The sequence below is a fragment of the Micromonospora sp. CNZ309 genome (assembly GCF_002846525.1).
The window spans coordinates 2,033,078-2,055,589 of record NZ_PJNG01000001.1 but is presented as its reverse complement, the minus strand read 5'-3'; the positions used below and the strand labels follow the sequence as shown (position 1 = coordinate 2,055,589).

The window sequence follows — 22,512 nt, the reverse complement described above, 5'->3', positions numbered from 1 at the left end:
TTCGACCGCGCTGAGCACCGTGTCGACGGTGGTGCGGCCGTGAGCCGGGTCGTGCACCCCATCGAGCGGGAGTCGTACCGCATCCTGCGCTCCCGGGTCGACCTGGCGCACCTGCCGCCGCTGACCCGGGCCGTCACCGAGCGGGTGGTGCACGCCAGCGCCGACCTCGACTACGTCGCCGACCTGGTCTGCGACGAGGCGGCCCTGGCCGGCGGGCTGGCCGCCCTGCGCGCCGGCGCGCCGGTGGTCACCGACGTGGCGATGGTCGCCGCGGGCGTCACCGGTCGGGAGACGGTCTGCCCGGTCGCCGAGCCGGCCGCCGCCGAGCTGGCCCGCGCGGCCGGCATCACCCGGTCGGCGGCCGCGGTGCGGATCGCCCTGGAGCGGGTCGGCCCCGGCGCGGTGTGGGTGGTCGGCTGCGCGCCGACCGCACTGGAGGAACTGATCACCCTGGACGCTCGTCCGGCGCTGGTCGTCGGGCTGCCGGTCGGCTTCGTCGGCGCCGCCGAGTCGAAGGCGGCCCTGCGGGCCAGCGGCCTGCCCGGGGTGTCCAACCGGGGCGAGAAGGGCGGCTCGGCGGTCGCCGCCGCCGCCCTCAACGCCCTGCTGTACGTGGAGGAGGAACATTGACCGCTCTGGTCATCGTCGGGCACGGCACGCGCAGCGCGGCCGGGGTCGAGCAGTTCGTCGCGTTCGTCGAGCGGGTACGCCGCCGCGCCGCCGGCACCCTCGGCGACGTCGAGGGCGGCTTCATCGAGTTGTCCCGGCCGCCGCTCACCGACGCGGTCGGCGCGCTCGTCGAGCGGGGGCACCGCTCGCTGGTGGCGCTGCCGCTGGTGCTGACCGCCGCCGGGCACGGCAAGGGCGACATCCCCGCCGCGCTGGCCCGCGAGCGGGAGCGCCATCCCGGCCTCAGCTACGTCTACGGCCGGCCGCTGGGCCCGCACCCGCTGCTGCACACCGCGCTGGAGCAGCGCGTCGACGCCGCGCTGGCCGGCGCCGACCGGGCCGGCACCTGGGTGGCGCTGATCGGGCGCGGTTCCACCGACCCGGACGCCAACGCCGAGGTCGCCAAGGTGGCCCGGCTGCTCTGGGAGGGGCGCGGCTACGCCGGCGTCGAGCCGGGCTTCGTCTCGCTGGCCGAGCCGTCGGTGCCGGCGGTGCTGGAGCGGCTGCGCCGGCTCGGCGCGCGGCGGATCGTCGTCGCGCCGTACTTCCTCTTCGCCGGGGTGCTGCCGGACCGGATCGTCGCCCAGTCGGCCGCGTTCGCCGCCGCCCACCCCGACCTGGACGTGCGGGTGGCCGACCTGATCGGCGACTGCGACGCCCTCGCCGACCTGGTCCTCGAACGGCACGCCGAGGCACGTCGCGGGGACATCCGGATGAACTGCGACACCTGCGCGTACCGGGTGCTGATGCCGGGCTTCGCCGACAAGGTCGGCCGGCCGCAGACCCCGCACGACCACCCCGACGATCCGGTCGGCGGCCACCACCACGACCACCACGCGCACGACCACGGACATGGCGGTCACGCGCACGGCCACGGCGACCACGGACATGGCGGCCACAGCCACGGCGGCCACGAGCATCGGCACGGGCCGGGGGAGCACCACGAGCACGGTCCGCGCCCCGGCCAGGTCGCCGTCGTCGGCGGCGGTCCCGGGCCGGACGACCTGATCACCGTACGGGGCCGGGCGCTGCTGGAGGCGGCGGACGTGGTGGTGGTCGACCGGCTGGCCCCGCGCGGGCTGCTCGCCGGGCTGCGCCCGGGTGTCGAGGTGGTCGACGCGGCGAAGGTGCCCCGGGGACCGTCCATGGGGCAGGACGCGATCAACGCCACCCTCGTCGCGCACGCCCGCGCCGGGCGACGGGTGGTCCGGCTCAAGGGCGGCGACCCGTACGTCTTCGGGCGCGGCCACGAGGAGGTGCAGGCCTGCGTGGCGGCCGGGGTGGACGTGACGGTGGTTCCCGGGGTGAGCAGCGCGGTCGCCGCGGCGGCCCTGGCCGGGGTGCCGGTCACCCACCGGGGCGTGGCGCACGACGTCACCGTCGTCTCCGGGCACCTGCCGCCCGGGCACCCCGACTCGCTGGTCGACTGGGCGGCGCTCGGGCGGGCCCGGGGCACCCTGGTCCTGCTGATGGCGGTGGACACCGTCGGCAAGATCGCCGCGGTGCTGGTCGAGCACGGCCGGGCCCCGGACACCCCGGTCCTCGTGGTGCAGGACGCGGGGCATCCCGACCAGCACGCCGTGACCGCCCGGCTGGACGAGATCGGCGCGGTTGCCGTCCGGGAGCGGATCGCCCCGCCGGCCGTCTTCGTCCTCGGTCCGGTGGTCGACGTACGCCTGCCGGCCGCGCCGCCGGACCCGGCCCGCTGACCCCGCCCGCCCGGGTCGGCCCGCCACCCGACGACGGCGGTGCAGGCGGCCGCCGGTCCGGGTGGCGGGTGCCGCCGTGGCTGGCGGCTCAGCCGGTGGCGGCCCGGGCCAGGGCGAAGCCGACGGTGGCGGCGGTGAGGCCGGCGGCCACGCTGGCGAGCACGTTGACCAGCGCGAGGAACCGCCGGCCCCGGCGCGCCAGCCGCAGCGTCTCGTACCCGAAGGTGGAGTAGGTGCTCAGCGCGCCGCAGAGGCCGGTGCCCAGCAGCGCGCCGGCGGTCGGACCGACGGGCAGCCCGGCCAGGAGGCCGAGCAGGAGCGATCCGGCCACGTTGACCGTCAGCGTGCCCCACGGGAAGGCGCCGCCGAGCCGGGCCTGCACCGCGCGGTCGGTGAGGTAGCGCAGGGGCGCGCCGACGGCCGCGCCGAGGGCGATCAGCAGGACGGTCACCGCCCGACCCCCGGCCCCGGCCCCGGCCGGCGGCGGGCGGCGTCGAGCAGCCGGCCGGTCACGGTGTCGCCGAGCCAGACGGCGACCAGCGCGCCGAGCAGGGTCGCCGCCAGGTAGCCGAGGGCCACCTGCGGTGCGCCGGCGTCGATGGCGAGCCGGATGTCCACCGCGTACGTGGCGAAGGTGGTGTAGCCGCCGAGCACCCCCACCCCGAGGAACGGGCGCAGCAGCGGTCGGCCGCCACCGGAGCGCTCCAGCGCCGCCATCAGGACGCCGATCAGCAGGCACCCGGTCAGGTTCACGGCGAAGGTCGCCCACGCGAAGCCCGCCGGGCCGTGCGGGACGGCGTGCTGGAGGCCGGCCCTGGCGAGGGCGCCGAGCGCGCCGCCGGCCGCGACGGAGCCGAGCACCGCGCCGGGGCGGGCGGCCAGCTCGCCCCGGTCGGCGGGTACGCGCAGGTCGACGTCGGGGTCGACCCGCGGATCCGGTCCGGTCACCTCGTCCTCCCCACCGGTGCCTCGGGCGGGGACCCGGTGTGCGCCCGTCAGCCTAGCGCCCGGCGCGGCCCTCGCCGGGGCGTCCGGTGGCGTCAGCGCACGCCGGCGACGGCGGCGTCGGGCCCGCCCCGCCACACGGTGCCCACCTCGGCGAAGCCGGCGGCGGTCAGCGCGGACAGGTGCCAGGAGACCGGCGGGTTCCACTCCGGGCTGTACCCGCTCGGGTAGATGTCGCGCCGCTGCGCGACGAGCGGCCGCAGCGCCGGGTCGGCTTCCGCCCGGTCCCACCACTGCGACCAGGACAGGGCGGCGCCGGCGGCGTACCGGGCCGCCCGCCGGTCCCGGGCCCGGTCGAGCAGGCGCTTGGTGAGCTGGGGCAGCGCGTCGTCGGGCATGTGGTCGGCGTTGACCAGGATGCCGCCCGGGCGCAGCAGGTCGCGCAGTTCGGCGTAGAGCCGTCCGAGCCGTTCGGCCGGCAGCCAGTGCAGCGCGGTGGCGGTGAGGACGGCGTCGTAGTCGCGGTGGGGGAGCGCGGCGTGCCAGTCGGGGCGGCCCAGGTCGGCGGTGACGACGGTGACCCGGTCCCCGAGCGAGGCGCGGGCGAGGGCGAGCAGCGCCGGGTCGAGGTCCACCAGGGTCACCTGGGCGTGGGGGAAGCGGCGCAGCGCCCGCTCGGAGATGGTGCCGGTGCCGCCGGCCAGGTCGAGCAGCCGCAGCCGGCCGTCGTCGCGGACCGCGTCGACGGCGTCGAGCATCGCCGTGAACCGGTGCTCCCGGTCCGGCAGGTACGCCTCCTGCTGGCGGTCCCAGCTCTCCTGCCAGGCCGCCGCATCCGTGATGTAAGGACTCATGAAGGTCAGGCTAGTTACGGAGCCGACGCGCGTCCAGGCCTTGTTGCCAAGAATTTGCAACAAGCCGCGCACGGGCGTTCGCGCCTCCGTGACGGGTGCGCCACGCGTCGGCCCGGGCTGGCGTACGGTACGGGGTCGGCGGTCGCGGGGACCGCCTGTGGACGGGCGGTGCGGCGGGTCGATGGGCGGATCGTCGAGCGACGGCGGGACGGCTGAGGTGGCCGGGCGCAACGCCGCGTACGACATGTTCGCCGCCGACGTCGCCTCCCGCGGTCTCGGCATCGAGTTGGTGGACGCCGCCGACGGCGCGGCAACGGCCCGGATGCGGGTGACCGGCGCGATGGTCAACGGCCACGCCATCGCCCACGGCGGCTTCGTGTTCCTGCTCGCCGACACCGCCTTCGCGCTCGCCTGCAACAGCCACGGCCCGGCCACCGTCGCCGCCGGTGGCGAGATCACCTTCGTGCGTCCCGCCCGCGAGGGTGACCTGCTCACGGCCCACGCCACCGAGCGCACCCGGTACGGCCGCAGCGGCATCTACGACGTCACCGTCACCCGCGACGACGGCGAGGTGGTGGCCGAGTTCCGGGGCCGCAGCCGCACCCTGCCCACGACCGCGCGCTGAACCCTCGCCGCCGACCGGGCCGCAGCGCGTGCCCCCACGACGGGCCGCGCCGCCGTTAGCATCGGCGCCGTGCGAGTACTGGTGGTGTCCGCGCCGTTGATCGGACACGTCGCGCCGCTGCTGCCGCTGGCCGCCGCGCTGCGCGACGCCGGGCACGAGGTGCTCGTCGCCACCGCCGTCGACGGCCTGCGGGCGGTGCGGCCCGGGCTGGCGTCGCGCGACGTCGCGCCGGGGTTCGACTTCGGCCGGATCGCCCGCCGCGTGCTGCTGCGCCATCCGCTGATCGCCCGGGCCGAGCTGGCCGGCACCGCCGGCACCCGGGGCGCCGGGCTGCTCTTCGGCGCGGTCAACGACCAGCTCGCCGACGCGGTGGTCGCCCTCGCCGGGCAGTGGCGGCCCGATCTGGTGATCCACGAACCGTTCGCGGTGGCGGGGGCCCTCGCCGCCGCGACGCTCGACGTGCCCGCCGTACGCCAGGAGAACGCCCTCTTCGACGGCCGCGAGCTGGCCCGGGCCACCCTCGCGCGGCTGGGCCCGGCCCTGCGCCGGCATAGCCTCGCCGAACTGCCGCCCCCGGCCGCCGCGATCGCCGTCGCCCCGCCCAGCGTGCTGCGTCAGCACGGCTGGCCGATGCGCTACGCCACCGAAGCGGGCGGCGAGCTGCCCGACTGGCTGCGCGAGCCGGGCGAGCGGCCACGCGTGCTGGTCAGCCGCAGCACCCTCGCCGGCCCCGGCAGCGCCGGGCCGATGCCCGCCGTCGTCGCCGTCGCGGACCGCGTCGACGCCGAGTTCGTGCTGGTCCGCCCGGCCGCGCGGCTGGCCCGCCGGAGACTGCCCGGCAACGTGCGTACGGTCGACTGGATCCCGATCCCCGCGGCCCTGCCGGCCAGCGCGGCGCTGGTGCACCACGGCGGCGCGGGCAGCGTCCTCAGCGCGCTGATCGCCGGGGTGCCGCAGCTGGCCACCGTCGGGGCGGGCGACCGGCGGCACAACGCCGAGCTGGTGGCCGCGCGCGGGGCCGGCATCGCGGCCCGGGCCCGCGACATCACGGCCGACACCCTGGCCCGGCTCGTCACCGACAGCGGGCTGCGCGACGCGGCGCGGCAGGTCGGCGCCGAGATCGCCGCCATGCCGGGGCCCGACGAGCTGGTGCGACGCCTGGAGTCGCTGCGCTGACTGCGCCGCCGTCACGTCTCCCCGCCACCCCGCCACCCCAGCGGACCGGGCGTCAGCGGAGGCGGACCAGGTCCTCGGGGGTGAGCCGGATCGCCCCGGCCGCCACGTTCTGCGCCAGGTGCGCGGGGTCGCCGGTGCCGGGGATGGCCAGCACGTGCGGCCCCTGGTGCAGCGTCCAGGCCAGGCGGATTTGCTGCGGGGTCGCGCCGTGTGCGCGCGCCACCGCCCGGACGGCCTCGTCGTGGTCGTCGCCGGTGCCCGCCTCCCGCCTGGCGCCCGCGATCGCGAAGAACGGCACGAAGGCGACGCCCCGCTCGCCGCAGACCCGCAGCAGCTCGTCGGCCCACCGGTTCACGTCGAGGGCGTACGCGTTCTGCACGCACACCACCGGCGCGATGTCGCGTACCTCGTCCAGGTGGTCCACCCGCACGTTGGACAGTCCGAGATGCCGGATCAGGCCGGCGTCGCGCAGCTCGGCGAGGGCGGCGAAGCGCTCCGCCACCGAGTCCCGCCCGGGCTTGCGGACGATCCGCAGGTTCACCACGTCCAGGTGGTCCCGGCCGAGCCGGCGCAGGTTCTCCTCCACCTCCCGGCGCAGCTCCGACGGGGTCAGTTCGCGGTGCCGGCTCGCCTCGTCGAAGGACGGCCCGACCTTGGTGGTGATGACCAGGTCGTCCGGGTACGGCGCGAGGGCCTCGCGGATCAGTTCGGTGGCGTGGCGGGGCGAGCCGGTGCCGACGCCGAGCGGTCCGCCCGGCGAGACGTAGAAGGCGGCGGTGTCGATGTGGTTGACGCCCAGCTCGACGGCCCGGCGCAGGACGCGCACGGCGCGCGCCCGGTCCGGGTGGACGGTGAGCCGCATGGAACCGAACCCCATCCGGCGCACGGTCCGGTCCCCGAGCGTCCAGGTGCCGGCGGCGGAGGCGGTGACTTCTTTTACAGGCATCGGGCGAACCTAGCCAGCCGGCGTGCCCCGCGCACTCGGTCGGGCGCCCGATACCGCCCGGTTCCGGCACCTGTTAGCTTGGATCGTGGGGGAGCTGCGCCCGTCCGGCGCGCGCCCGCTCACGCCGCGATCGGCGTACCGCGCGGCAGGATCCAGCTACGCCGTCGCCAGCGGCCCTGCCGTCGCGCCGAGCCGCCCGGCCGCACGGCGGCCGCGACGCCCCGACCAACCGCCGCACCGCCCGGCGGGGCCGCCCGACCCGGGACGACGACCCGGTCGGGGTCGGACGACAGGCTGCGACCCCGGATCGGGGCCCATCCGCGCAGCCGCACCACCCGCTCCGCCCCGGCGCGCTGCCCGGTGGCGGCGGCCACCACCGGCGCGGGCGCGGGGCACCCCGCCGGACCGGGCGGCCGGCCGGTGGGGTCGGCGACGACCGTGGGCACCGGCGGTGCCCCCGTCTCCGTCGACCGCCCGGCCCGGCGGGCGAACGCGGCCCGCGCCGCCCTCGGCAGCCGGGCGTACGCGACCTCGCGGACCACCGCGTCGGCGACGGCGTACCGGCCGTCCGGGCGGGTGACCAGCAGACCCGCCGAGACCAGGGCGCGCAGCACCGGGGCGGCCCGCCCGGGCGCCCAGTCGAGCAGGCGCGCCGCCGTCGCGGCGGTGAGCCCCGCGCCGACCGTCGCGGCGGCCATCAGCACGGCCCGGCGCGCCCCGTCGAGGCGGTCCAGCCGGGCGTCGACCTCCCGGCGTACCGCCTCCGGCACGGACTGCGTCGCGCCCAGCGACGCGACGTACGCGGCGGCCCGCCCCGGACTGCCGCCGACCAGCGGCAGCAGCCGGGCCACCGCCGTCGTCGGCCGCCCGGCCCGCTGGAGCAGGTGGCGCAGCAGCCGCCCGGTCTCCACCGGGCGCAACGGCGGCACCGTCAACCGGTGCCACCGGTCCCGGGGCCCGGGCAGGACGTCCACCCACTCCGGACGGTGCAGCGTCACCACCGCCAGCGGCAGCGACCGCGCGCTGGCCGCCGCGAAGAGTTGGCGCAGGAAGTGGCTCAGCGCCACCGCGGCCCGGTCGAGGTCGTCCACCGCCACCAGCACCGGCTGCCGGGCGGCGAGCCCCAGGAGCACCTCCCGGGCCACCTCGGCGCCCCGGACCGCCGCACGGGACTCGTCCGGCGCGGCCAGCAGCGCCTCCAGCGCGGACACCGCCCCGGCCAGGCCGGCGGGCGGCACCAGGTCGGTGAGGGCGGCGGTGAGCCGGCGCCGTACCGCCGCCGGCGCGTCGTCGTCGCGCAGGTCGGCGAGCCCGCGCACCAGGTCCGCGACGGGCGCCAGGGGCTGCGGGTACGGGGGGCAGTGCGCGACGCACCAGCGCACCGGCGCCCCGTCCACGGTCGGTACCGCCCGGGTCAGCTCGTGCAGCAGCCGGCTGCGTCCGCTGCCCGCCGGACCGGCCAGCGACAGCCAGCGCGGGCTGCGGTCCCGCACGGCCCGCACGATCAGGTCCCGGGCGGCGGCCAGCTCGCGCCGCCGCCCGACCAGGGGGCCCTCGTGCCGGGCCGGGGCCGGCCGGATCGCGCCGGTGGCGTGCCACACGTCGACCGGCAGCGCCTTGCCGGCCAGGGCCACCGGCGGCACCCGGCGCTGCGCGACGAGGCCCACGGTGGCGCGGTGGGTGGCCGCGCAGAGCGCCACCCCGCCCGGCGGGGCGTACTCCTGCAACCGGGCGGCGATGGTGATCACCGCGCCGCTGGCCACGCCGTGCCAGCCGTCGCGCGCGGCGGCGAGGTCCACCAGCGCCTCGCCGGTGGCCACCCCGGCCCGGACCCGCAGGCGCGGCGCCCCGGGCGGCGGCCGCCGGTCGAGGGCGCCCTGGATCTCCAGTGCCGCCCGCACCGCCCGGTACGCGTCGAAGCCGTCGGAGCGGCGGGCCCCGAACAGGGCCAGCACCGCGTCGCCGACGTACTTCTCGACCACCCCCTGCCAGCGGCGCAGCACCCCGCCGACGGTGTGGAAGTACGCCCGTTGCAGGGCCCGCACGTCCTCCGGATCGAGCCGGTCGACGAGCGTGGTCGACCCGACGATGTCGACGAACAGCACGGTGACCAGGCGTCTCTCCTCCGGCACCGGCCAGCCTCCCGAGGTGACCCGCTGCGGACCAGCGACGATGGTGGGAATGGGCATCGCACCCGCCTTTCCCCGCGGTGGCTGACGACGCCTCGGACACTGTCACCGATCGGCCGGCGGGGGATCTGCCGAACGACGTATGTCGACCGTGCGCAACCTTCGGTCGTAAAGTCGACGCGAGGAGTACCACAGGCGCGAAAGACCCGTAGAACAGTGCGGGGACCTGTGACTAGGCTGCGTGCCATGGCCAGCGACGTGGACACGGCACCACTCGTCGGCCGGGCCGACCTCGTGACGACGGTACGGTCCGTGCTGCTCGACGACGTCACGCAGGGGCACACCGCCGCCGTGTTCCTCACCGGTGAGAGCGGCGTCGGCAAGACCCGCCTGCTGCGCGAGGTGGCCGGCCGGCTGCGCGACGCGGGGGCCCTCGTGCTCACCGGCTCCTGTCTGGACATCGGCGACGCGTCGCCCCTGCACCCGCTGCTCCAGGCGTTGCGCCGCCTCGACGCCGAGCTGACCGGCGCCCACGCCAAGACCTCCTCGGCGGTCCGTGGGCTCCTGCGGCTGTTCACCGAGGAGACCGCCGGCCCGGACGGTGCCGGGGCGCTGCTGGAGCGGGTCTCCCAGGGGCTGCACCTGATCGCCGAGGGCCGCCCGCTGGTGCTGGTCCTGGACGACCTCCAGTGGGTCGACCGCAGCACCCGGCAACTGCTGCTCTACCTGCTGGCCGGGCTGGGCGACCTCCAGCTGTCCGTGCTCGCGGCGGTGCGGGCCGAGTCGTTGCAGGGCGCGCACCCGCTGCGCCGGGTGCTCACCGAGCTGCGCCGGCTGCGTACGGTGCGGGTGCTCGACCTGGCCCCGCTGGACCGGGCCGGCACCGACCGGCTCGCCGCCGCCGTGGTCGGCCGGCCGCTCGCCGGTGAGGCGGCGGAGCTGGTGTGGCGGCGCAGCGGCGGCAACCCGTTCGTGGTGGAGGAGCTGGCCCGCGACCTGCGCGACGGCCGGGACGGGCTCTCCGACACGCTGCGCGAGGTCTTCCTGGCCCGGGTGGACGCGCTGCCGAAGCACGCGCACGCCGTGGTGCACGCGGCGGCGGCCGGCGTCGAGCCGGTGGGGCACTGGCTGCTCGCCCGGGTGGTGCGGCTGCCCGAGGACGAGGTGATCGAGGCGGTCCGCGCGGCCGTCGCGCACCGGCTGCTGGTGAGCGCGGACGACGGCTACCGGCTGCGGCACCGGCTGGTCGCCGAGGTGCTGGAGCACGAGCTGCTGCCGGCCGAGCGCGCCGCCCTGCACCGCCGCTACGCCGAGGCGCTCACCGCTGCCCCGGCCGAGCTGCACCAGGCGCGCCTGGCGCACCACTGGCGGCTGGCCGGCGAGCCGGCGCGGGCGCTGCCGGCGGCGATGGCAGCCGCCCGGGAGGCCGAGCGGCTGCACGGCTGGGCCGAGGCGCACCGGCACTGGTCGGTCGCGTTGCAGCTGGCCGTCGCGCCGGGCGTCGCGGCGCCGGACGTGGACCGGGCCACCCTGCTGCGGCACGCCGCCGAGGCCGCCCACCACTGCGGCGAGCACGCCCGGGCGTTGACCCTGCTGGAGGAGCTGGCCGCCGCCGACGCCGACCAGTCGGCGTGCGCGCTGCACATCCGCCGGGCCCGCTACCTGGCCGCTGCCGGTCGGTCGGCCCCGGCGGAGGCGGAGTACCGGCTGGCCCTGGAGGCCGCCGACTGCACGTCCCGGGAACGGGCCACCGCCGCGGCGCACCTGGCCGAGCTGCTGCTGCACCTCGGCCGCTACGCCGACGCGGGCCGGCGGGCGCGCGAGGCGCTGGAGCTGGCCGCCGAGGTGCCGGGCTCCACGTCGGAGGTGGTGCTGGCCAGCGCCGCGCTCGGCTTCTCGGAGGCCTACCTGGAGGACCCGCACGCCGGGCTGGCGGTGATGCGCCGCGCGCTGGAGACCGCCGAGCGTGCCGGCCGCCCGGAGGACGTGGCCTGCGCGTACCTGCACCTGGCCGAGCTGCTGACCGGCCCGCTGAACGTGCTGGAGGAGGGCGTCGTCGTCGCCCGCCGGGGTGCCGAGCGGGTGGCCGAGCTCGGCCTGGGCCGCACGTACGAGACCCGGCTGCTGGCCATCGCCACCAACGGGCTGTTCCGGGTCGGGCAGTGGGCCGAGGCGGAGAAGGTCGTCGCGGCGGCGTTGCGGCACCGCCCCTCCGGCGCCGACGCGGTGGAGCTGCTGCTGGCGCGCTGCCGGCTGTCGGTGGGCTACGGCGACATCGAGGCGGCCGACCGCGACCTGGACGCGGTCGCCACGGTGCTCGCCGGCGGCGGGGCGCGGCACGTGATCCCGCTGCTCACCCTGCGGGCGGGGCTGGCCATGTGGCAGGGCCGGCACGACCTGGCCCGGCAGGCGGTGCAGCGCGGCCTGACCGAGAGCCGCTCCGACGACGTGGGCATCCTTGCCGCGCTGGTGTGGCACGGGCTGCGCGCCGAGGCCGAGGCGCACGCCAGCCGCGCCGTGCCCGTCGACCCGACGGCGCTGCGTCGGCTGCGGGAGGTGGCCGACCGGGTGGCCCGCAAGAGCGAGCACGCCGCCCGGCCGGTGCGCGACGTGGTGGACGGCTTCCTGGCGCTGTGCGCCGCCGAGGTGAGCCGCCTGGACAGCAGCGACCCGGAGCTGTGGGCCCGGTCGGTGGCGCAGTGGGACCGCCGGCACCACCCCTACCCGGCGGCGTACTCGCGGCTGCGTCAGGCCGAGGCGCTGCTGGCCCGGCGCAAGCGCAGCGCCACGGCGGCGAAGCTGCTGCGGCAGGCGTACGAGGTGGCGCAGGGGCTCGGCGCGGTGCCGCTGACCTCGGAGATCCGTACGCTCGCCGGGCGGGCGCGGGTGCCGCTGGAGGACCGCCCGGCCACGGGCGGCCCGGCCGCCGGCGCGGACGGCGACGAGCTGGCGGCGCTGACGGCCCGGGAGCGGGAGGTCCTCGCCGCCGTCGCCGAGGGGCTGACCAACCGGGAGATCGGCCAGCGGCTGTTCATCAGCGAACGCACCATCGGCGTGCACGTCTCGCACATCTTCGACAAGCTGCACGTCCGCACCCGGGTGCAGGCCAGCGCGATCTTCCTACGCAACCGGCGCGGCTGACGCGCGGCGGGGATACGTCGTTCTACTGATCCGGCCGGCTGCCGCCGGCTGGCAGGCTGTGCTGCGTCGCCGACGGCACGGGGCTGTCGGGGACCACTGTGGAGGAGAGATGACGGAACCGGTGTGGGGACCCGTGCATCGGGACATCGTCGACCTGCTCGCCGATCATCCCGCCGACGTGCCGGCGGTCGTCGACCATCTCACCAAGCTCCAGGACCTGCTGGTCCGGCTGCCTCCGCTGGAGGCGAGCTGCCCGCTGGCCGACTTCAACCGGCTGTACCTGACGATCACCGAGAGCGTGCTGAACGGCCTCTACGACGACCGCTTCGCCGACCCGGTGTTCCTGTCCCGGCTGGACGTGGAGTTCGCCGCCCGCTACTTCGACGCCATGCGGCTGTGGACCGACTCGAGCCCGGGCACGCCGAAGGCGTGGGCCTGCCTGTTCCAGCGGATGCGCGGCCCGGACGCCCGCCCGCTGCCGTCGGCGGCCGCCGGCGTGAACGCGCACATCAACTTCGATCTGCCGTTCGCGCTGGTGACCACGTTCGACAGCCTGGAGTCGGAGCCGGTGGACGGCACCGACCAGCACCGCGACTACCTGAAGATCAACGACATCTTCGCGGACAAGATCCCCGGTCTGCGGCGCGGCTACCTGGAGCGGTGGCAGCTGCTCATCGACATGCTCAACGGCGACATCGACGACTGGTACCAGGGGGAACTGGTCGAGTACACCCGCGACGTCGCCTGGCGCAACGCGCAGAAGATCTGGCGGTGCCGGCACGATCCGGCCGCCCACGAGTGCGAGCGCGCGCGGTTGGACGAGACCGCCGCGGCGCTCGGCCGGCTGCTGCTCTCGCCCCTCGGGGCGTTCCTGCAGTAGCCGGGACGGGGGGTCCCCGCGCTTCGCATCCGGCAAACGGCGGAGCGCGGGGACGCGTCCCCCGCCTGAGCAGGGCTCGCCCGTCGGGGGGGCGCCGGGCCCGTGGTCAGGCGGTCCGACCGGCCGGGGGTACGCCGGGTCGGGGCGCGGGGGTTCGCGGGTCGGCCGGCCCGGGGGGTGTCGGCCGGCCCGCACGGGGTACGCCCGCGCCATGAGTGATCCGGCCCGGCGGCCCGCCGCCCGACCCCGCCCCCGGCCCGCCGCCCCGTCCCGCCCCGCCCGCCCGGGCGAGGCCCGCCCTGCCGGCCGGGGCGGGACGCGGTGACCGGCGCGGGATCCCGCGCGGGCGGGACGGTCCCGGGACGACCGGCGGGGCACCTGGCGCCGGCGGGGGCGGTCCGGCGATGACCGGCGGCGCCCGCCGGTTCGGGTTCCGCTTCGATCCGGTGTTCCGGCCGGCGCTCGCCCTGCTTGGCGTGCGGCCGGCGACGGCCTGGGTCGACGTCGACGCGGCCGAGCTGGTGATCCGGTTCGGCCCGTGGCGGTTGCGCACCGCCCGGCGCAACGTCGTCGGGGTCGCGCCCACCGGGCCGTACCGCTGGTGGCGGGGGATCGGCACGCGCCTGTCGCTGGCCGACGCCGGCGTCACCTTCGCCAGCAGCACCGCCGCCGGGCTCTGCCTCCGCTTCGCCGAGCCGGTGCCGGCCCTGCTGCCCGGTGGGTGGCTGCGGCACCCCGGGGCGACGGTGACCGTCGCCGACCCCGACGCCCTGGCCCGTGCCCTGGCCGCGCCCGACGGCGACTGAGTCCTCCCGGCTTCATCGTTCCGGCGGGCGGCCGGCCGGCGACCGCCTACGGTCGGGTCAGGACCGCCGAGGGTGGGGACGGGACATGCGTGACGAGCACGGGCCGAGGTCGCGGCGCACGCGTGGTCGCCGTCCGCCGCCCGCCGGCCCGCCCCGCGACCTGCGCGCGGCCCGGGACCCGACCCGTCCCGACAGCCGCGCCCGGCGCCCGGTCGCCGTCCCGGAGACGCAGGCCAGCCCCACCCGGCCCGCCGCGCCGCTGAGCCCGCTGCGCCGCTGGATGTTCGCCCACCGGGTGCAGCCGGTCGGCCCCGAGGCGGCGGAGGGGCAGGCCCGCTCGCACCCGTGGTGGCAGGTCATGTGCCTGACCGGGGTGGACTACTTCTCCACCCTGTCGTACCTGCCCGGGATCGCGGCGGTGGCCGCCGGGGCGCTCTCCCCGCTGGCGACCCTGCTCATCGTCGCGCTGACGCTGTTCGGCATGCTGCCCATGTACCGCAGGGTGGCCCGGGAGAGCCCGCACGGGCAGGGCTCGGTGGCGATGCTGGAGCGGCTGCTGCCGTTCTGGCGCGGCAAGATCTTCGTGCTGGTCCTGCTCGGGTTCGTGGCGACCTCCTGGATCATCACGATCACCCTCTCCTCGGCCGACGCCACCGTGCACCTGCTGGAGAACCCGTACGTGCCCGAGGGCGTCGGCGGCACGGGCGTCGCCGTCGGGGTCACCGTCGTGCTGCTGCTCGTCCTCGGCGGGGTCTTCCTGCTCGGCTTCCGGGAGGCGGTCGCGGTGGCCGTCCCGCTGGTCGTGGTCTTCCTGGCCCTGAACGCGCTGATCGTGGCCGACGGGCTGGCCGGGATCGCGGCGAACCCGGGGACGTTGTCGGACTGGACCGCCGCGCTGACCGCCGGGGCCGGCCCCGGCGAGGTGGCGTTGACCGCCGTGCTGGCGTTCCCGCTGCTGGTGCTCGGGCTCTCCGGCTTCGAGACGGGGGTGAGCATGATGCCGCTGGTCGCCGGTGCGGGGGCCGACCGGGAGGCACGGCTGGCGGCGCGCATCCGCAACACCCGCCGGCTGCTCACCGCCGCCGCGCTGATCATGTCGGTGTACCTGGTCTCGACCACCCTCGTCACCACGGTGCTCATCCCCGCCCGGGAGTTCGAGCCGGGCGGGGCCGCGAACGGCCGGGCGCTGGCGTACCTCGCCCACGAGCGCCTTGGGGAGGGCTTCGGCACCGTCTACGACGCCAGCAGCGCGCTGATCCTCTGGTTCGCCGGCGCCTCCGCGATGGCCGGTCTGATCAACATCGTGCCCCGCTACCTGCCCACCTACGGCATGGCGCCGGAGTGGGCCCGGGCGGTGCGGCCGGTCGTGATCGTCTACACGCTGGTCAGCGTCGCGATCACGGTGGTGTTCCGGGCCGACGTCAACGACCAGGCGGGGGCGTACGCCACCGGCATCCTCGCCATGATGGTCTCCGCCGCGGTGGCGGTCACGATCTCGGCGGCCCGCCGCCGGGAGCGCGTCGCGGCCGGCGGCTTCGCCGTGCTCACCGTGGTCCTGCTGTACGCCCTCGTCGAGAACGTCGTCGCGAAGCCCGACGGCATCGCCATCTCCGCGCTGTTCATCCTCGCCATCGTGGTCGTCTCGCTGGTCTCGCGGGTGACCCGCACCACCGAGCTGCGTACGGAGCGGATCGAGTTCGACGAGCCGGCCCGCCGGTTCATCGCCGAGTCGCTGGCGCACGACGGCCGGCTGCACCTCATCGCCCACAAGCGGGCCGGTGGCGCGGTCAAGGAGTACACGGTCAAGGAGCGGGCGCAGCGGGGGATGAACCCGGTGCCCGGCGAGGGCGACATCCTCTTCCTGGAGATCGACGTGGTCGACCCGTCGGAGTTCAGCCAGGTGCTGCGGGTACGCGGCGTCCAGGTGGGCGGCTTCCGGGTGCTGCGGGCCGCCAGCCCGGCCGTTCCCAACGCCATCGCGGCGATCCTGCTGGCGCTGCGCGACGCCACCGGCGTACGCCCGCACGCCCACTTCGAGTGGTCGGAGGGCAACCCGCTGGCGCACCTGTTGCGTTACCTCATCCTCGGCCGTGGCGACACCCCGCCCGTGGTGCGGGAGATCATCCGCAAGTCCGAGCCGGACCCGACCCGCCGGCCCGGCATCCACGTCGGCGGCTGACCGCCCGCTGCGACGCCGGGGATGCCCGCGCCCATTCGTACCCATGAAGGCGAAAGGTACGCTTATTCATGTTCGGGGGACTTGCCCTCTTCTCGTCCGTATCGTGGCCTTCGGCGGCTGTCGCGACGTCAGCCGTCCCGCGTCCGGTTCGACGCGGCCGTGTCACGTACGCGCGAGAGGCAGGTAAGCCTGATGACGACAAATCAAGGGGGCCGACGGGCGGCGCCACCCAGACGACGGTCGCGGTGGTTCTTAGCCGGCGGCCTCGTGGCGGGCAGCCTGGTGGCGGGGGCGGCCGGGCTGACGGGTGTCTCCGCCGTGGCCGCCGACCGGGACCTGCCCGCCGCCTCGGACGCGCCCGCGCTGGCGTTGCGGGCCGACGACCGCTCCGGCGAGGGCCACCGCGGCGACGCCGTCGAGGACCGCGACCACGCCCGCGAGGAGCGGCGCGGCGGCAAGCCGGACGGCCGGCCCGCACGCCCGGGCCAGGGGCAGCGCCCGGAGGTCCCGGTGCCGTGCGACTCGGCGAAGCTGATCTCGGCGCTGGTCCGGGCCAACGCCGAGGGCGGCGCCGACCTGCGGTTGGCGTCGAAGTGCACGTACGAACTGACCCACGCGTTCCAGCAGCCCGACGAGTACGACGGCGGGATCCGCGACGCCCGGGAGGCCGCCGACAGCGCGGAGAACCCCGGCGACGCCGAGGCGCCCCCGCGCAACCCGCAGCACGACCGGGCCGGACTGCCCGTGATCTACCACCCGATCTCCATCCGGGGTGAGGGCGCGACCATCGTGCGTGACGTGCACGCCGAGGCGTTCCGGTTCTTCACCGTCCGCGACGGCGGGGAACTGACGCTGTCCGACGTGGTGCTGCGCAACGGGCTCTCCGCCGCCGAGGGTGGCAGCATCCACGTCGTGCACGGCGCCTCCGCCGTGGTCGAGCGCACCACGATCGTCGACAGCACCTCGCTCTCGGCGGAGGGGGGCGGCGGCGGGATCTTCAACGACGGGCACCTCGTGGTCGCCGGCAGCACGTTCGTCGACAACCACGCCGCCGGCACTGCGGGCAAGGGCGGGGGCCTGCTCAACGGTGGCGTGCTGAGCCTGGAGACCTCGCAGTTCCGGGGCAACAGCGCCGTGGCGTACGGCGGCGGCCTCGCCAACTACCGGGGCGCGGCCGAGGTGCACTCGAGCACCTTCGCGCACAACAACGCGGCGCAGGGCGGCGGCGTCGCCAGCTTCTCGGCGCGTACCCGGGTCGCCGACACGAAGGTGGTGGGCAACACCGCTCAGACCGGCGGCGGCATCGCCAACTCGGACGCGTTGATCTTCCTGCGCGGCCTGGAGGTACGCGACAACACCGCCACGGGCAACGGCGGCGGCATCTCCACCTTCCAGGGCCTGGTCCCGATCGACGACAGCGTCGTCTCGGGGAACACGGCGCGGGGTTCCGGCGGCGGGATCCACGCCCAGAAGTCGAACCTCCTGGTGCGCCGCAGCGAGGTCGAGCGCAACCACGCCGTCGGCGCGAAGTCCACGGGCGGCGGCATCTTCGCGACGCTGGGGCAGGTCTCCCTCTACTCCAGCCGGGTGGCCGGCAACGTCGCCACCGTGAAGCCGGGCGGCCTCTTCGCCGACAAGGCCCGCGTCAGGGTCGACGACGAGACCGACATCATCGACAACGAGCCCACCAACTGCGAGGGCAGCAGGGTCCCGGTCGCCAACTGCTTCCGCTGACCAGTCGGCGGGCCGTCCCGGCAGGGGCGGCCCGCCGCCCGGGGCGCATTCCCGTCGGTCGATCATCGCGATCGCGGCGGTCGGGTGCGCCCTCTCGCGTCGTGGGGGCACCCGGCCGGCGGGGCGCGGGGGTGGCTCAGCCGAGGGCGCGCAGCCGGGCGGCGAGGTCGCCGGCGAAGAAGTCGAGGAAGCCGTCCGGGTCGGGGCCGGCGTTCTGGAGCACGATGTGGTCGTAGCCCGCCTCGACGTAGGCACGCACGTGCGCCACGTGCGCCTCCGGGGCCGGCCCGACGGAGAACAGCTCCCGCACGTGCCGCTCCTCGACGTACGCGCTGGCGGCGTCGAAGTTGACCGGGTTCGGCAGCTCGCTCATCACCTTCCATCCGGTCACCATCCACCGGCTGGTCTCCAGCACCGCCCGCACGGCCTGCTGGTCGTCGGTCGCCCAGGCCATCGGCACCTCGGCGTAGCGGGGGCCGTCGCCACCGGCCTGCCGGTAGTGCTCGACGATGGACGCCTCCGGCTCGGTGACGAACAGGCCGTCGCCGAGTTCGGCGGCCATCGTCGCAGAGGAGCGGCCGCTGGCGGCGACCGCGATCACGGGCGGGGTCTCCGGCAGGTCGAAGACCCGGGCGTCCTCCAGTTGCAGGTGCTTGCCCTCGTACGACCGGTAGCCGCCCTGCCAGAGCAGCCGGATGATCTCCAGCGCCTCGCGGAGCCGCTCGTGCCGGCCCCGTACGCTGGGGAAACCCTGCCCCACCACGTGCTCGTTGAGGCGTTCCCCGGCCCCGACGCCGAGGGTGAACCGGCCCTCGGAGACCAGCGCCATGGTCGCCGCCGCCTGCGCGATGATCGCCGGGTGGTAGCGGACGGTCGGGCAGGTGACCCCGGTGGCCAGGCCGATCCGCTCGGTCTTCGCCGCGACCGCCCCGAGCACGCTCCAGGTGAACGACGAGTGCCCCTGGGTGTCGAGCCACGGATGGAAGTGGTCGCTCATCTCGACGAAGTCGAAGCCCACCTGCTCGGCCCGGACGGCCTGCCGGATGATCTCCTGCGGCCCGTACCCCTCGGCGGCGAGCTTGTAGCCGATCCTCATCCCGGTGCTCCCGTCCCGTGCGGCGGTGGTGGCGCAACGCCGGTTCCCGCGGCCGGGGCCGGCAAACGTCGCGCCTGCTCCGGCGCCTCGCACGCCCCGCCGCCACCGTCGATCGGCACCGACACACCGCGCCGCGCGCCGACGATGACAACCCCAGCCTCCTAGGATGCCCTACGCGGTGTGCGGACCGACACGGCGACGCCAACGGCCACGGCATGGCAGGTACCGGAACCGCGGCCGGCGGGTGCCCCAAGCGCGGCCCGGCGAGTGCCGGAGGGGATCGAGGTGCGGCGCGACGACAGCGGCGGGCACGACGGACCGGAAAGGAGGGGGAGTGCCCGGACTGCTGCGGACATGGCGCGGCCCGCGCCCCGAGCGGGCGCGGGCCGGAGGGTGTGGGTCCTACTTGGACGGCTGGGGCAGCTCGCAGTCGACCTTGGGGTTGGCGCCGATGTAGTTGAGCGGCCCGGCCACGATCGTCACCAGGATCGTGCCGGCCTCGGCACAGTTCGTGTCGTCGTTGTTGTAGTAGCCGCGTTGCCCGGCGGCGACCGCGCCGATGATCAGCCAGATCACGACCAGGACTCCGAATATCGACGTGCCGCGCATCGCTGCCTCCGCAAGGGTGTGGTGGATCGAGGTGCTGGGCGTTGTACCCAATCGCGATGAACGGCTAACGGCCCGCCGGCAGCCCCGCCGGGGACCACGCGTGCGGACCGACGCGGCACGCCTTCCGCCGCCGCGTCGCGGGGCCGGAAGGACGACATCGCGGCGCCCGGTGGACGGGCGCCGCGATGTCGGCTCGATCGTGCGGGGTACGCGCCCCCGGCGCCGACGACGAGCACGGCGGCCGGGGTCACGCCGGTCAGGCGTCGGTGCCGCCCACCGGGGTCGGCAGGGCGGTGGCCGCCTCCTGCGGGGCGCCGGCGAGCACCTTCGCCTGCTGCGGCCAGGTCGCCAGGCTCGGCGCGGCCCGCAGCCCGGCTGCCCGGATCGTCTCCCGCAGGGCGGCCTCGTCCAGCTCCGCGAGCTGCCGGTACGTGCGGATGCCGGCCGCCTGCAACGCCGCGGCCATCTTCGGGCCCACGCCCTGGATCCGCCGGAAGTCGTCGGCGGCGTCGGCGGCGTCGGAGTCGGCGGGCGGAGCGGTGACCTCGCTGCGCGGCGCCGGCACGACGACCGCCCCGACCGGCGTCGACTCCACCTCGACGGGTGCGTCGGCGGCCGTGGCCGGAACGTCCACCTCGACGACTGCGGTGGCCGGAACGTCCACCTCGGCGGCGGCCGTGGCCGGCTCGACTGCGGTGGCCGGAACGTCCACCTCGGCGGCGGCCGTGGCCGGCTCGACGGCGGTGGCAACGGCCGGCTCGACGGCGGTGGCCGGCTCGGCCGACGTGGTGCGGGCCGGCTCCGGCTCGGCCGGTGCGTCCGCCGGCTGCGGCTCGGCGAGGGAGGCGGCCGTGACGACGGGCGCGGTCTCCGGCTCTGCCGGGGAGTGGGTGGCGGCGGCGGGCGCGGTGTCGGGCTCGACCGGGGTGGACTCCTGCGCCGGTCGGTGGTCGACGGGGCCAGTCACCTCGGCTGCCGCCGGCAGCACGATCTCGTGGTCCGGCCGGGCGTCGGCGGCGGTGGCCGGCGGCGCGGGGTCGGTGCCGGGGGCCGGCACCGGGTCACCGGTCAGGGCCATGTCGGCCGGGTCGACGTCGTCGGCCCGCGACGCGTCGGCCGTGACCACGGTGGCCGACGGGGCGGCCGCCGGATCGGCGTCGGCCCCGGGCGCGGCGGGGACGCGGTCGGCGACGGCGTCCGGCCTGGGATCCACGGTCACCTCCGGTCGCGCCTCGTCGAGGGTCGCGACGGGTGGCGGGTCGACCACCACGGCGGTCATGCCGGCGACCGGGTCACCGTCCACCATGGGCGAGCCGTGCGCGGCGGTTGCGGCGTCCTGCCGGCCGCGCCAGAACCAACCGCCCGCCGCACCCACCACCAAGGTCACGATCAGTATCAGCCAGTGCCCGAAAGACCACGCCACGGCAACCTCCCTATCGTTCACGTCCGGAAACCCGCGAGAAAAACTCGCCGCAGCTTCGCACACGCGCGAAGGCGCCGACCGGCAGGACCGGATGTCCGCCGCCGCACGGGACGGATCGCACCGGCGGTGTCCGGCGGGCGACGCAGGGTCGCCGCCGAGGCGTACGTGTGGGGTCGTCGTCCGGGACCGGGTTCGCGGGTACCCCGGCACCCGTGGCGGCGCCGGGGTCCCCGTCGGACGCTCAGTCCTCCTCGCCCCGGTAGCTGTAGAAGTCGTCGACGAAGCGGCGCGCCAGCCGGGGCACCCGACTGGTGACGCCGAAGTAGCCCCGCGCGCCGAGCAGCGCGAGCCGACCGACGACGGGCTTGTACATCCGGTCGTCGCCGTTGGTGCCGCTGCGGTTCAGCGAGTCGGCGACGCGGGCGAACCCGTACGGCACCATCGCGGCCTCGTAGTCGGCCACCGCCTGGAGCAGCGTCTTGTCGCCCGTCGCGACCTGCCGCAGCTGCCGGCAGAGCAGGGCGGCGTCGCGCAGGGCCGTGTTGGCGCCCACCCCGCGTCCCGGCGTCATGGTGTGGATGGCGTCGCCGAGCAGGGTGACGGTGCTGCTCTTCCACGGCGGCACCGGCTCGCTGGTGGCCACCTTGATGGGCAGGGCGCTGTCCGGGTCGCCGCGGGCGAGCAGTTCGCGCAGATTGGGGTGCCAGTTACGGGTGAGCCGCAGGGCGAGCAGGATCAGCTCCTCGCCGCGCCGCTCCATCACGTCGGCGGGGAAGCGGCGGGCCGTGCTCCACACGACCAGGTTGATGTTGTCGCGGGTGTTGTCGTGGCGCAGCCCCGGCCAGCCGCGCAGCAGGTCGGCGTCGGCGGGGTCCACACCGGGTTTGAGTGACCCGTCGCGGTCCCACTTGAACTCCATCACGTGCAGCACGCCCATCATCCCGCCGGTGCCGAAGATCAGCGAGATGCCCTGCTCGACGCGCTCCGGCAGCAGCCCCCGGGTGTGCGGGGTCAGCGGGATCCGGGTGGCGATGTTGATGGTGCCGGCGTCGCGGGTGACCGCGTGCGGCAGGTACTGGCGGCGTACCGCCGAGTGCGTGCCGTCCGCGGCGACGAGCAGGTCGCCGGTGGCGGTGCTGCCGTCGGCGAAGTACGCGGTCACGGTGCCGTCGTCGCGTTGGTCGTACCGCGTGAAGGTCTTGTCGAAGTGGACGACGTCCTCCATGCCGGTGAGCAGGACCTGGCGCAGGGTCATCCGGGCCACGGACCGTTCGGTGTCCACCGGGTCGGTGTCCGGCCGGAGCGTGAACGAGGCGGTGCGGCGCATCCCCTGGGTGATGACGTTGAAGTAGCGGGGGGAGCGGGCGCAGGTGGAGAGGTAGACGTCGAAGAGGGCAGGCGGCAGGCACTCGCGCAGCGCGCGGCTCCCCGTCGGTCCGATGCCGACCCGGTAGCCGAGCAGCCCCTCGCCGCGCGTGCGGTAACGCTCGTAGACGGCGACGCTGATCCCCGCCCGGCGCAGGCCGTGCGCCAGGCACAGCCCGCCGGTGCCGGCCCCGATGATCAGTACGTGGGGTGGTCTGGACGACAT

General features: G+C 76.3%; 17 protein-coding genes and 1 pseudogene. 9 read left to right on the top strand and 9 right to left on the bottom strand.

Annotation, left to right across the window (positions count from 1 at the left end):
* The first annotated feature begins 39 nt into the window (after window positions 1-39).
* Window positions 40-630 carry a precorrin-8X methylmutase gene (locus CLT72_RS08285; protein WP_101415028.1) on the top strand — a complete coding sequence of 197 codons (591 nt, stop codon included), beginning with the start codon at window positions 40-42 and terminating at the stop codon, window positions 628-630.
* Window positions 627-2,378 (top strand): uroporphyrinogen-III C-methyltransferase, encoded by a 1,752-nt coding sequence (gene cobA / locus CLT72_RS08280; protein ID WP_101410524.1) that lies wholly within the window; start codon window positions 627-629, stop codon window positions 2,376-2,378. The genes CLT72_RS08285 and cobA overlap by 4 nt, the downstream gene beginning before the upstream one ends.
* Window positions 2,379-2,466: 88 nt before the next feature.
* Here the strand turns inward: cobA and crcB are convergent, their stop codons facing one another.
* From crcB to CLT72_RS08265, 3 genes are all read right to left on the bottom strand, one after another.
* Window positions 2,467-2,829: a fluoride efflux transporter CrcB gene (gene crcB / locus CLT72_RS08275; RefSeq protein WP_101410522.1), complete on the bottom strand. Its 363-nt coding sequence runs from the start codon at window positions 2,827-2,829 to the stop codon at window positions 2,467-2,469.
* Window positions 2,826-3,326, bottom strand: coding sequence for a FluC/FEX family fluoride channel (locus tag CLT72_RS08270; RefSeq protein WP_101410520.1), 501 nt, complete (start codon window positions 3,324-3,326; stop codon window positions 2,826-2,828). Before CLT72_RS08270 ends, crcB begins: the two co-directional genes overlap by 4 nt.
* A 92-nt stretch (window positions 3,327-3,418) precedes the next feature.
* Window positions 3,419-4,177, bottom strand: coding sequence for a class I SAM-dependent methyltransferase (locus tag CLT72_RS08265; RefSeq protein ID WP_101410518.1), 759 nt, complete (start codon window positions 4,175-4,177; stop codon window positions 3,419-3,421).
* Between the two features lie 181 nt (window positions 4,178-4,358).
* On the opposite strand from CLT72_RS08265, the gene paaI reads away from it, so the two are divergent.
* Window positions 4,359-4,802, top strand: coding sequence for a hydroxyphenylacetyl-CoA thioesterase PaaI (gene paaI / locus CLT72_RS08260; RefSeq protein ID WP_101410516.1), 444 nt, complete (start codon window positions 4,359-4,361; stop codon window positions 4,800-4,802).
* Between the two features lie 69 nt (window positions 4,803-4,871).
* Window positions 4,872-5,978: a nucleotide disphospho-sugar-binding domain-containing protein gene (locus CLT72_RS08255; RefSeq protein WP_101410514.1), complete on the top strand. Its 1,107-nt coding sequence runs from the start codon at window positions 4,872-4,874 to the stop codon at window positions 5,976-5,978.
* A 52-nt stretch (window positions 5,979-6,030) separates the two neighbouring features.
* On the opposite strand, the gene CLT72_RS08250 is transcribed toward CLT72_RS08255, so the two are convergent.
* Both CLT72_RS08250 and CLT72_RS08245 read right to left on the bottom strand, forming a co-directional pair.
* On the bottom strand, window positions 6,031-6,924 hold the full coding sequence (locus tag CLT72_RS08250; RefSeq protein WP_101410513.1) for an aldo/keto reductase: 894 nt from the start codon (window positions 6,922-6,924) through the stop codon (window positions 6,031-6,033).
* 119 nt (window positions 6,925-7,043) lie between these two features.
* Window positions 7,044-9,113, bottom strand: a complete 2,070-nt coding sequence (locus tag CLT72_RS08245; protein ID WP_101410511.1) for an AAA family ATPase — start codon at window positions 9,111-9,113, stop codon at window positions 7,044-7,046.
* Window positions 9,114-9,299: 186 nt separating this feature from the next.
* Between CLT72_RS08245 and CLT72_RS08240 the strand changes: the two genes are divergently transcribed.
* From CLT72_RS08240 to CLT72_RS08220, 5 genes are all read left to right on the top strand, one after another.
* A complete protein-coding gene (locus CLT72_RS08240) occupies window positions 9,300-12,194 on the top strand; it encodes a helix-turn-helix transcriptional regulator (RefSeq protein WP_101410509.1) in 2,895 nt (964 codons plus the stop codon).
* Between the two features lie 109 nt (window positions 12,195-12,303).
* Window positions 12,304-13,074 carry a DUF5995 family protein gene (locus CLT72_RS08235; protein WP_101410507.1) on the top strand — a complete coding sequence of 257 codons (771 nt, stop codon included), beginning with the start codon at window positions 12,304-12,306 and terminating at the stop codon, window positions 13,072-13,074.
* Window positions 13,075-13,478: 404 nt separating this feature from the next.
* On the top strand, window positions 13,479-13,880 hold the full coding sequence (locus CLT72_RS08230; protein ID WP_088999950.1) for a hypothetical protein: 402 nt from the start codon (window positions 13,479-13,481) through the stop codon (window positions 13,878-13,880).
* A 280-nt stretch (window positions 13,881-14,160) separates the two neighbouring features.
* Window positions 14,161-16,059 carry an APC family permease gene (locus CLT72_RS08225; RefSeq protein WP_374208836.1) on the top strand — a complete coding sequence of 633 codons (1,899 nt, stop codon included), beginning with the start codon at window positions 14,161-14,163 and terminating at the stop codon, window positions 16,057-16,059.
* Window positions 16,060-16,251: 192 nt separating this feature from the next.
* Window positions 16,252-17,793: a right-handed parallel beta-helix repeat-containing protein gene (locus CLT72_RS08220; RefSeq protein WP_101410503.1), complete on the top strand. Its 1,542-nt coding sequence runs from the start codon at window positions 16,252-16,254 to the stop codon at window positions 17,791-17,793.
* A gap of 136 nt (window positions 17,794-17,929) precedes the next feature.
* Here the strand turns inward: CLT72_RS08220 and CLT72_RS08215 are convergent, their stop codons facing one another.
* The 4 genes and pseudogenes from CLT72_RS08215 to CLT72_RS08200 all read right to left on the bottom strand — a co-directional run bounded on the left by CLT72_RS08215 (window position 17,930) and on the right by CLT72_RS08200 (window position 22,512).
* Window positions 17,930-18,889: a TIGR03557 family F420-dependent LLM class oxidoreductase gene (locus CLT72_RS08215; protein ID WP_101410501.1), complete on the bottom strand. Its 960-nt coding sequence runs from the start codon at window positions 18,887-18,889 to the stop codon at window positions 17,930-17,932.
* A gap of 402 nt (window positions 18,890-19,291) precedes the next feature.
* The gene (locus tag CLT72_RS08210) at window positions 19,292-19,498 is read right to left on the bottom strand and encodes a hypothetical protein (RefSeq protein WP_101410499.1); all 207 of its coding nucleotides are present in this window, start codon (window positions 19,496-19,498) and stop codon (window positions 19,292-19,294) included.
* Between the two features lie 256 nt (window positions 19,499-19,754).
* Window positions 19,755-20,015 (bottom strand): annotated as a pseudogene (locus tag CLT72_RS32560) (DUF4332 domain-containing protein); the annotation flags it as partial.
* 1,147 nt (window positions 20,016-21,162) lie between these two features.
* Window positions 21,163-22,512 (bottom strand): FAD-dependent monooxygenase, encoded by a 1,350-nt coding sequence (locus CLT72_RS08200; RefSeq protein WP_101415027.1) that lies wholly within the window; start codon window positions 22,510-22,512, stop codon window positions 21,163-21,165.

Coding starts and splice junctions, on each gene's coding strand:
- CLT72_RS08265 (WP_101410518.1), bottom strand. CDS start 4,177: ATGAGTCCTTACATCACGGATGCGGCGGCCTGGCAGGAGAGCTGGGAC.
- paaI (WP_101410516.1), top strand. CDS start 4,359: ATGGGCGGATCGTCGAGCGACGGCGGGACGGCTGAGGTGGCCGGGCGC.
- CLT72_RS08250 (WP_101410513.1), bottom strand. CDS start 6,924: ATGCCTGTAAAAGAAGTCACCGCCTCCGCCGCCGGCACCTGGACGCTC.
- CLT72_RS08245 (WP_101410511.1), bottom strand. CDS start 9,113: ATGCCCATTCCCACCATCGTCGCTGGTCCGCAGCGGGTCACCTCGGGA.
- CLT72_RS08240 (WP_101410509.1), top strand. CDS start 9,300: ATGGCCAGCGACGTGGACACGGCACCACTCGTCGGCCGGGCCGACCTC.
- CLT72_RS08235 (WP_101410507.1), top strand. CDS start 12,304: ATGACGGAACCGGTGTGGGGACCCGTGCATCGGGACATCGTCGACCTG.
- CLT72_RS08230 (WP_088999950.1), top strand. CDS start 13,479: ATGACCGGCGGCGCCCGCCGGTTCGGGTTCCGCTTCGATCCGGTGTTC.
- CLT72_RS08225 (WP_374208836.1), top strand. CDS start 14,161: ATGTTCGCCCACCGGGTGCAGCCGGTCGGCCCCGAGGCGGCGGAGGGG.
- CLT72_RS08220 (WP_101410503.1), top strand. CDS start 16,252: ATGACGACAAATCAAGGGGGCCGACGGGCGGCGCCACCCAGACGACGG.
- CLT72_RS08215 (WP_101410501.1), bottom strand. CDS start 18,889: ATGAGGATCGGCTACAAGCTCGCCGCCGAGGGGTACGGGCCGCAGGAG.
- CLT72_RS08210 (WP_101410499.1), bottom strand. CDS start 19,498: ATGCGCGGCACGTCGATATTCGGAGTCCTGGTCGTGATCTGGCTGATC.
- CLT72_RS08200 (WP_101415027.1), bottom strand. CDS start 22,512: ATGTCGTCCAGACCACCCCACGTACTGATCATCGGGGCCGGCACCGGC.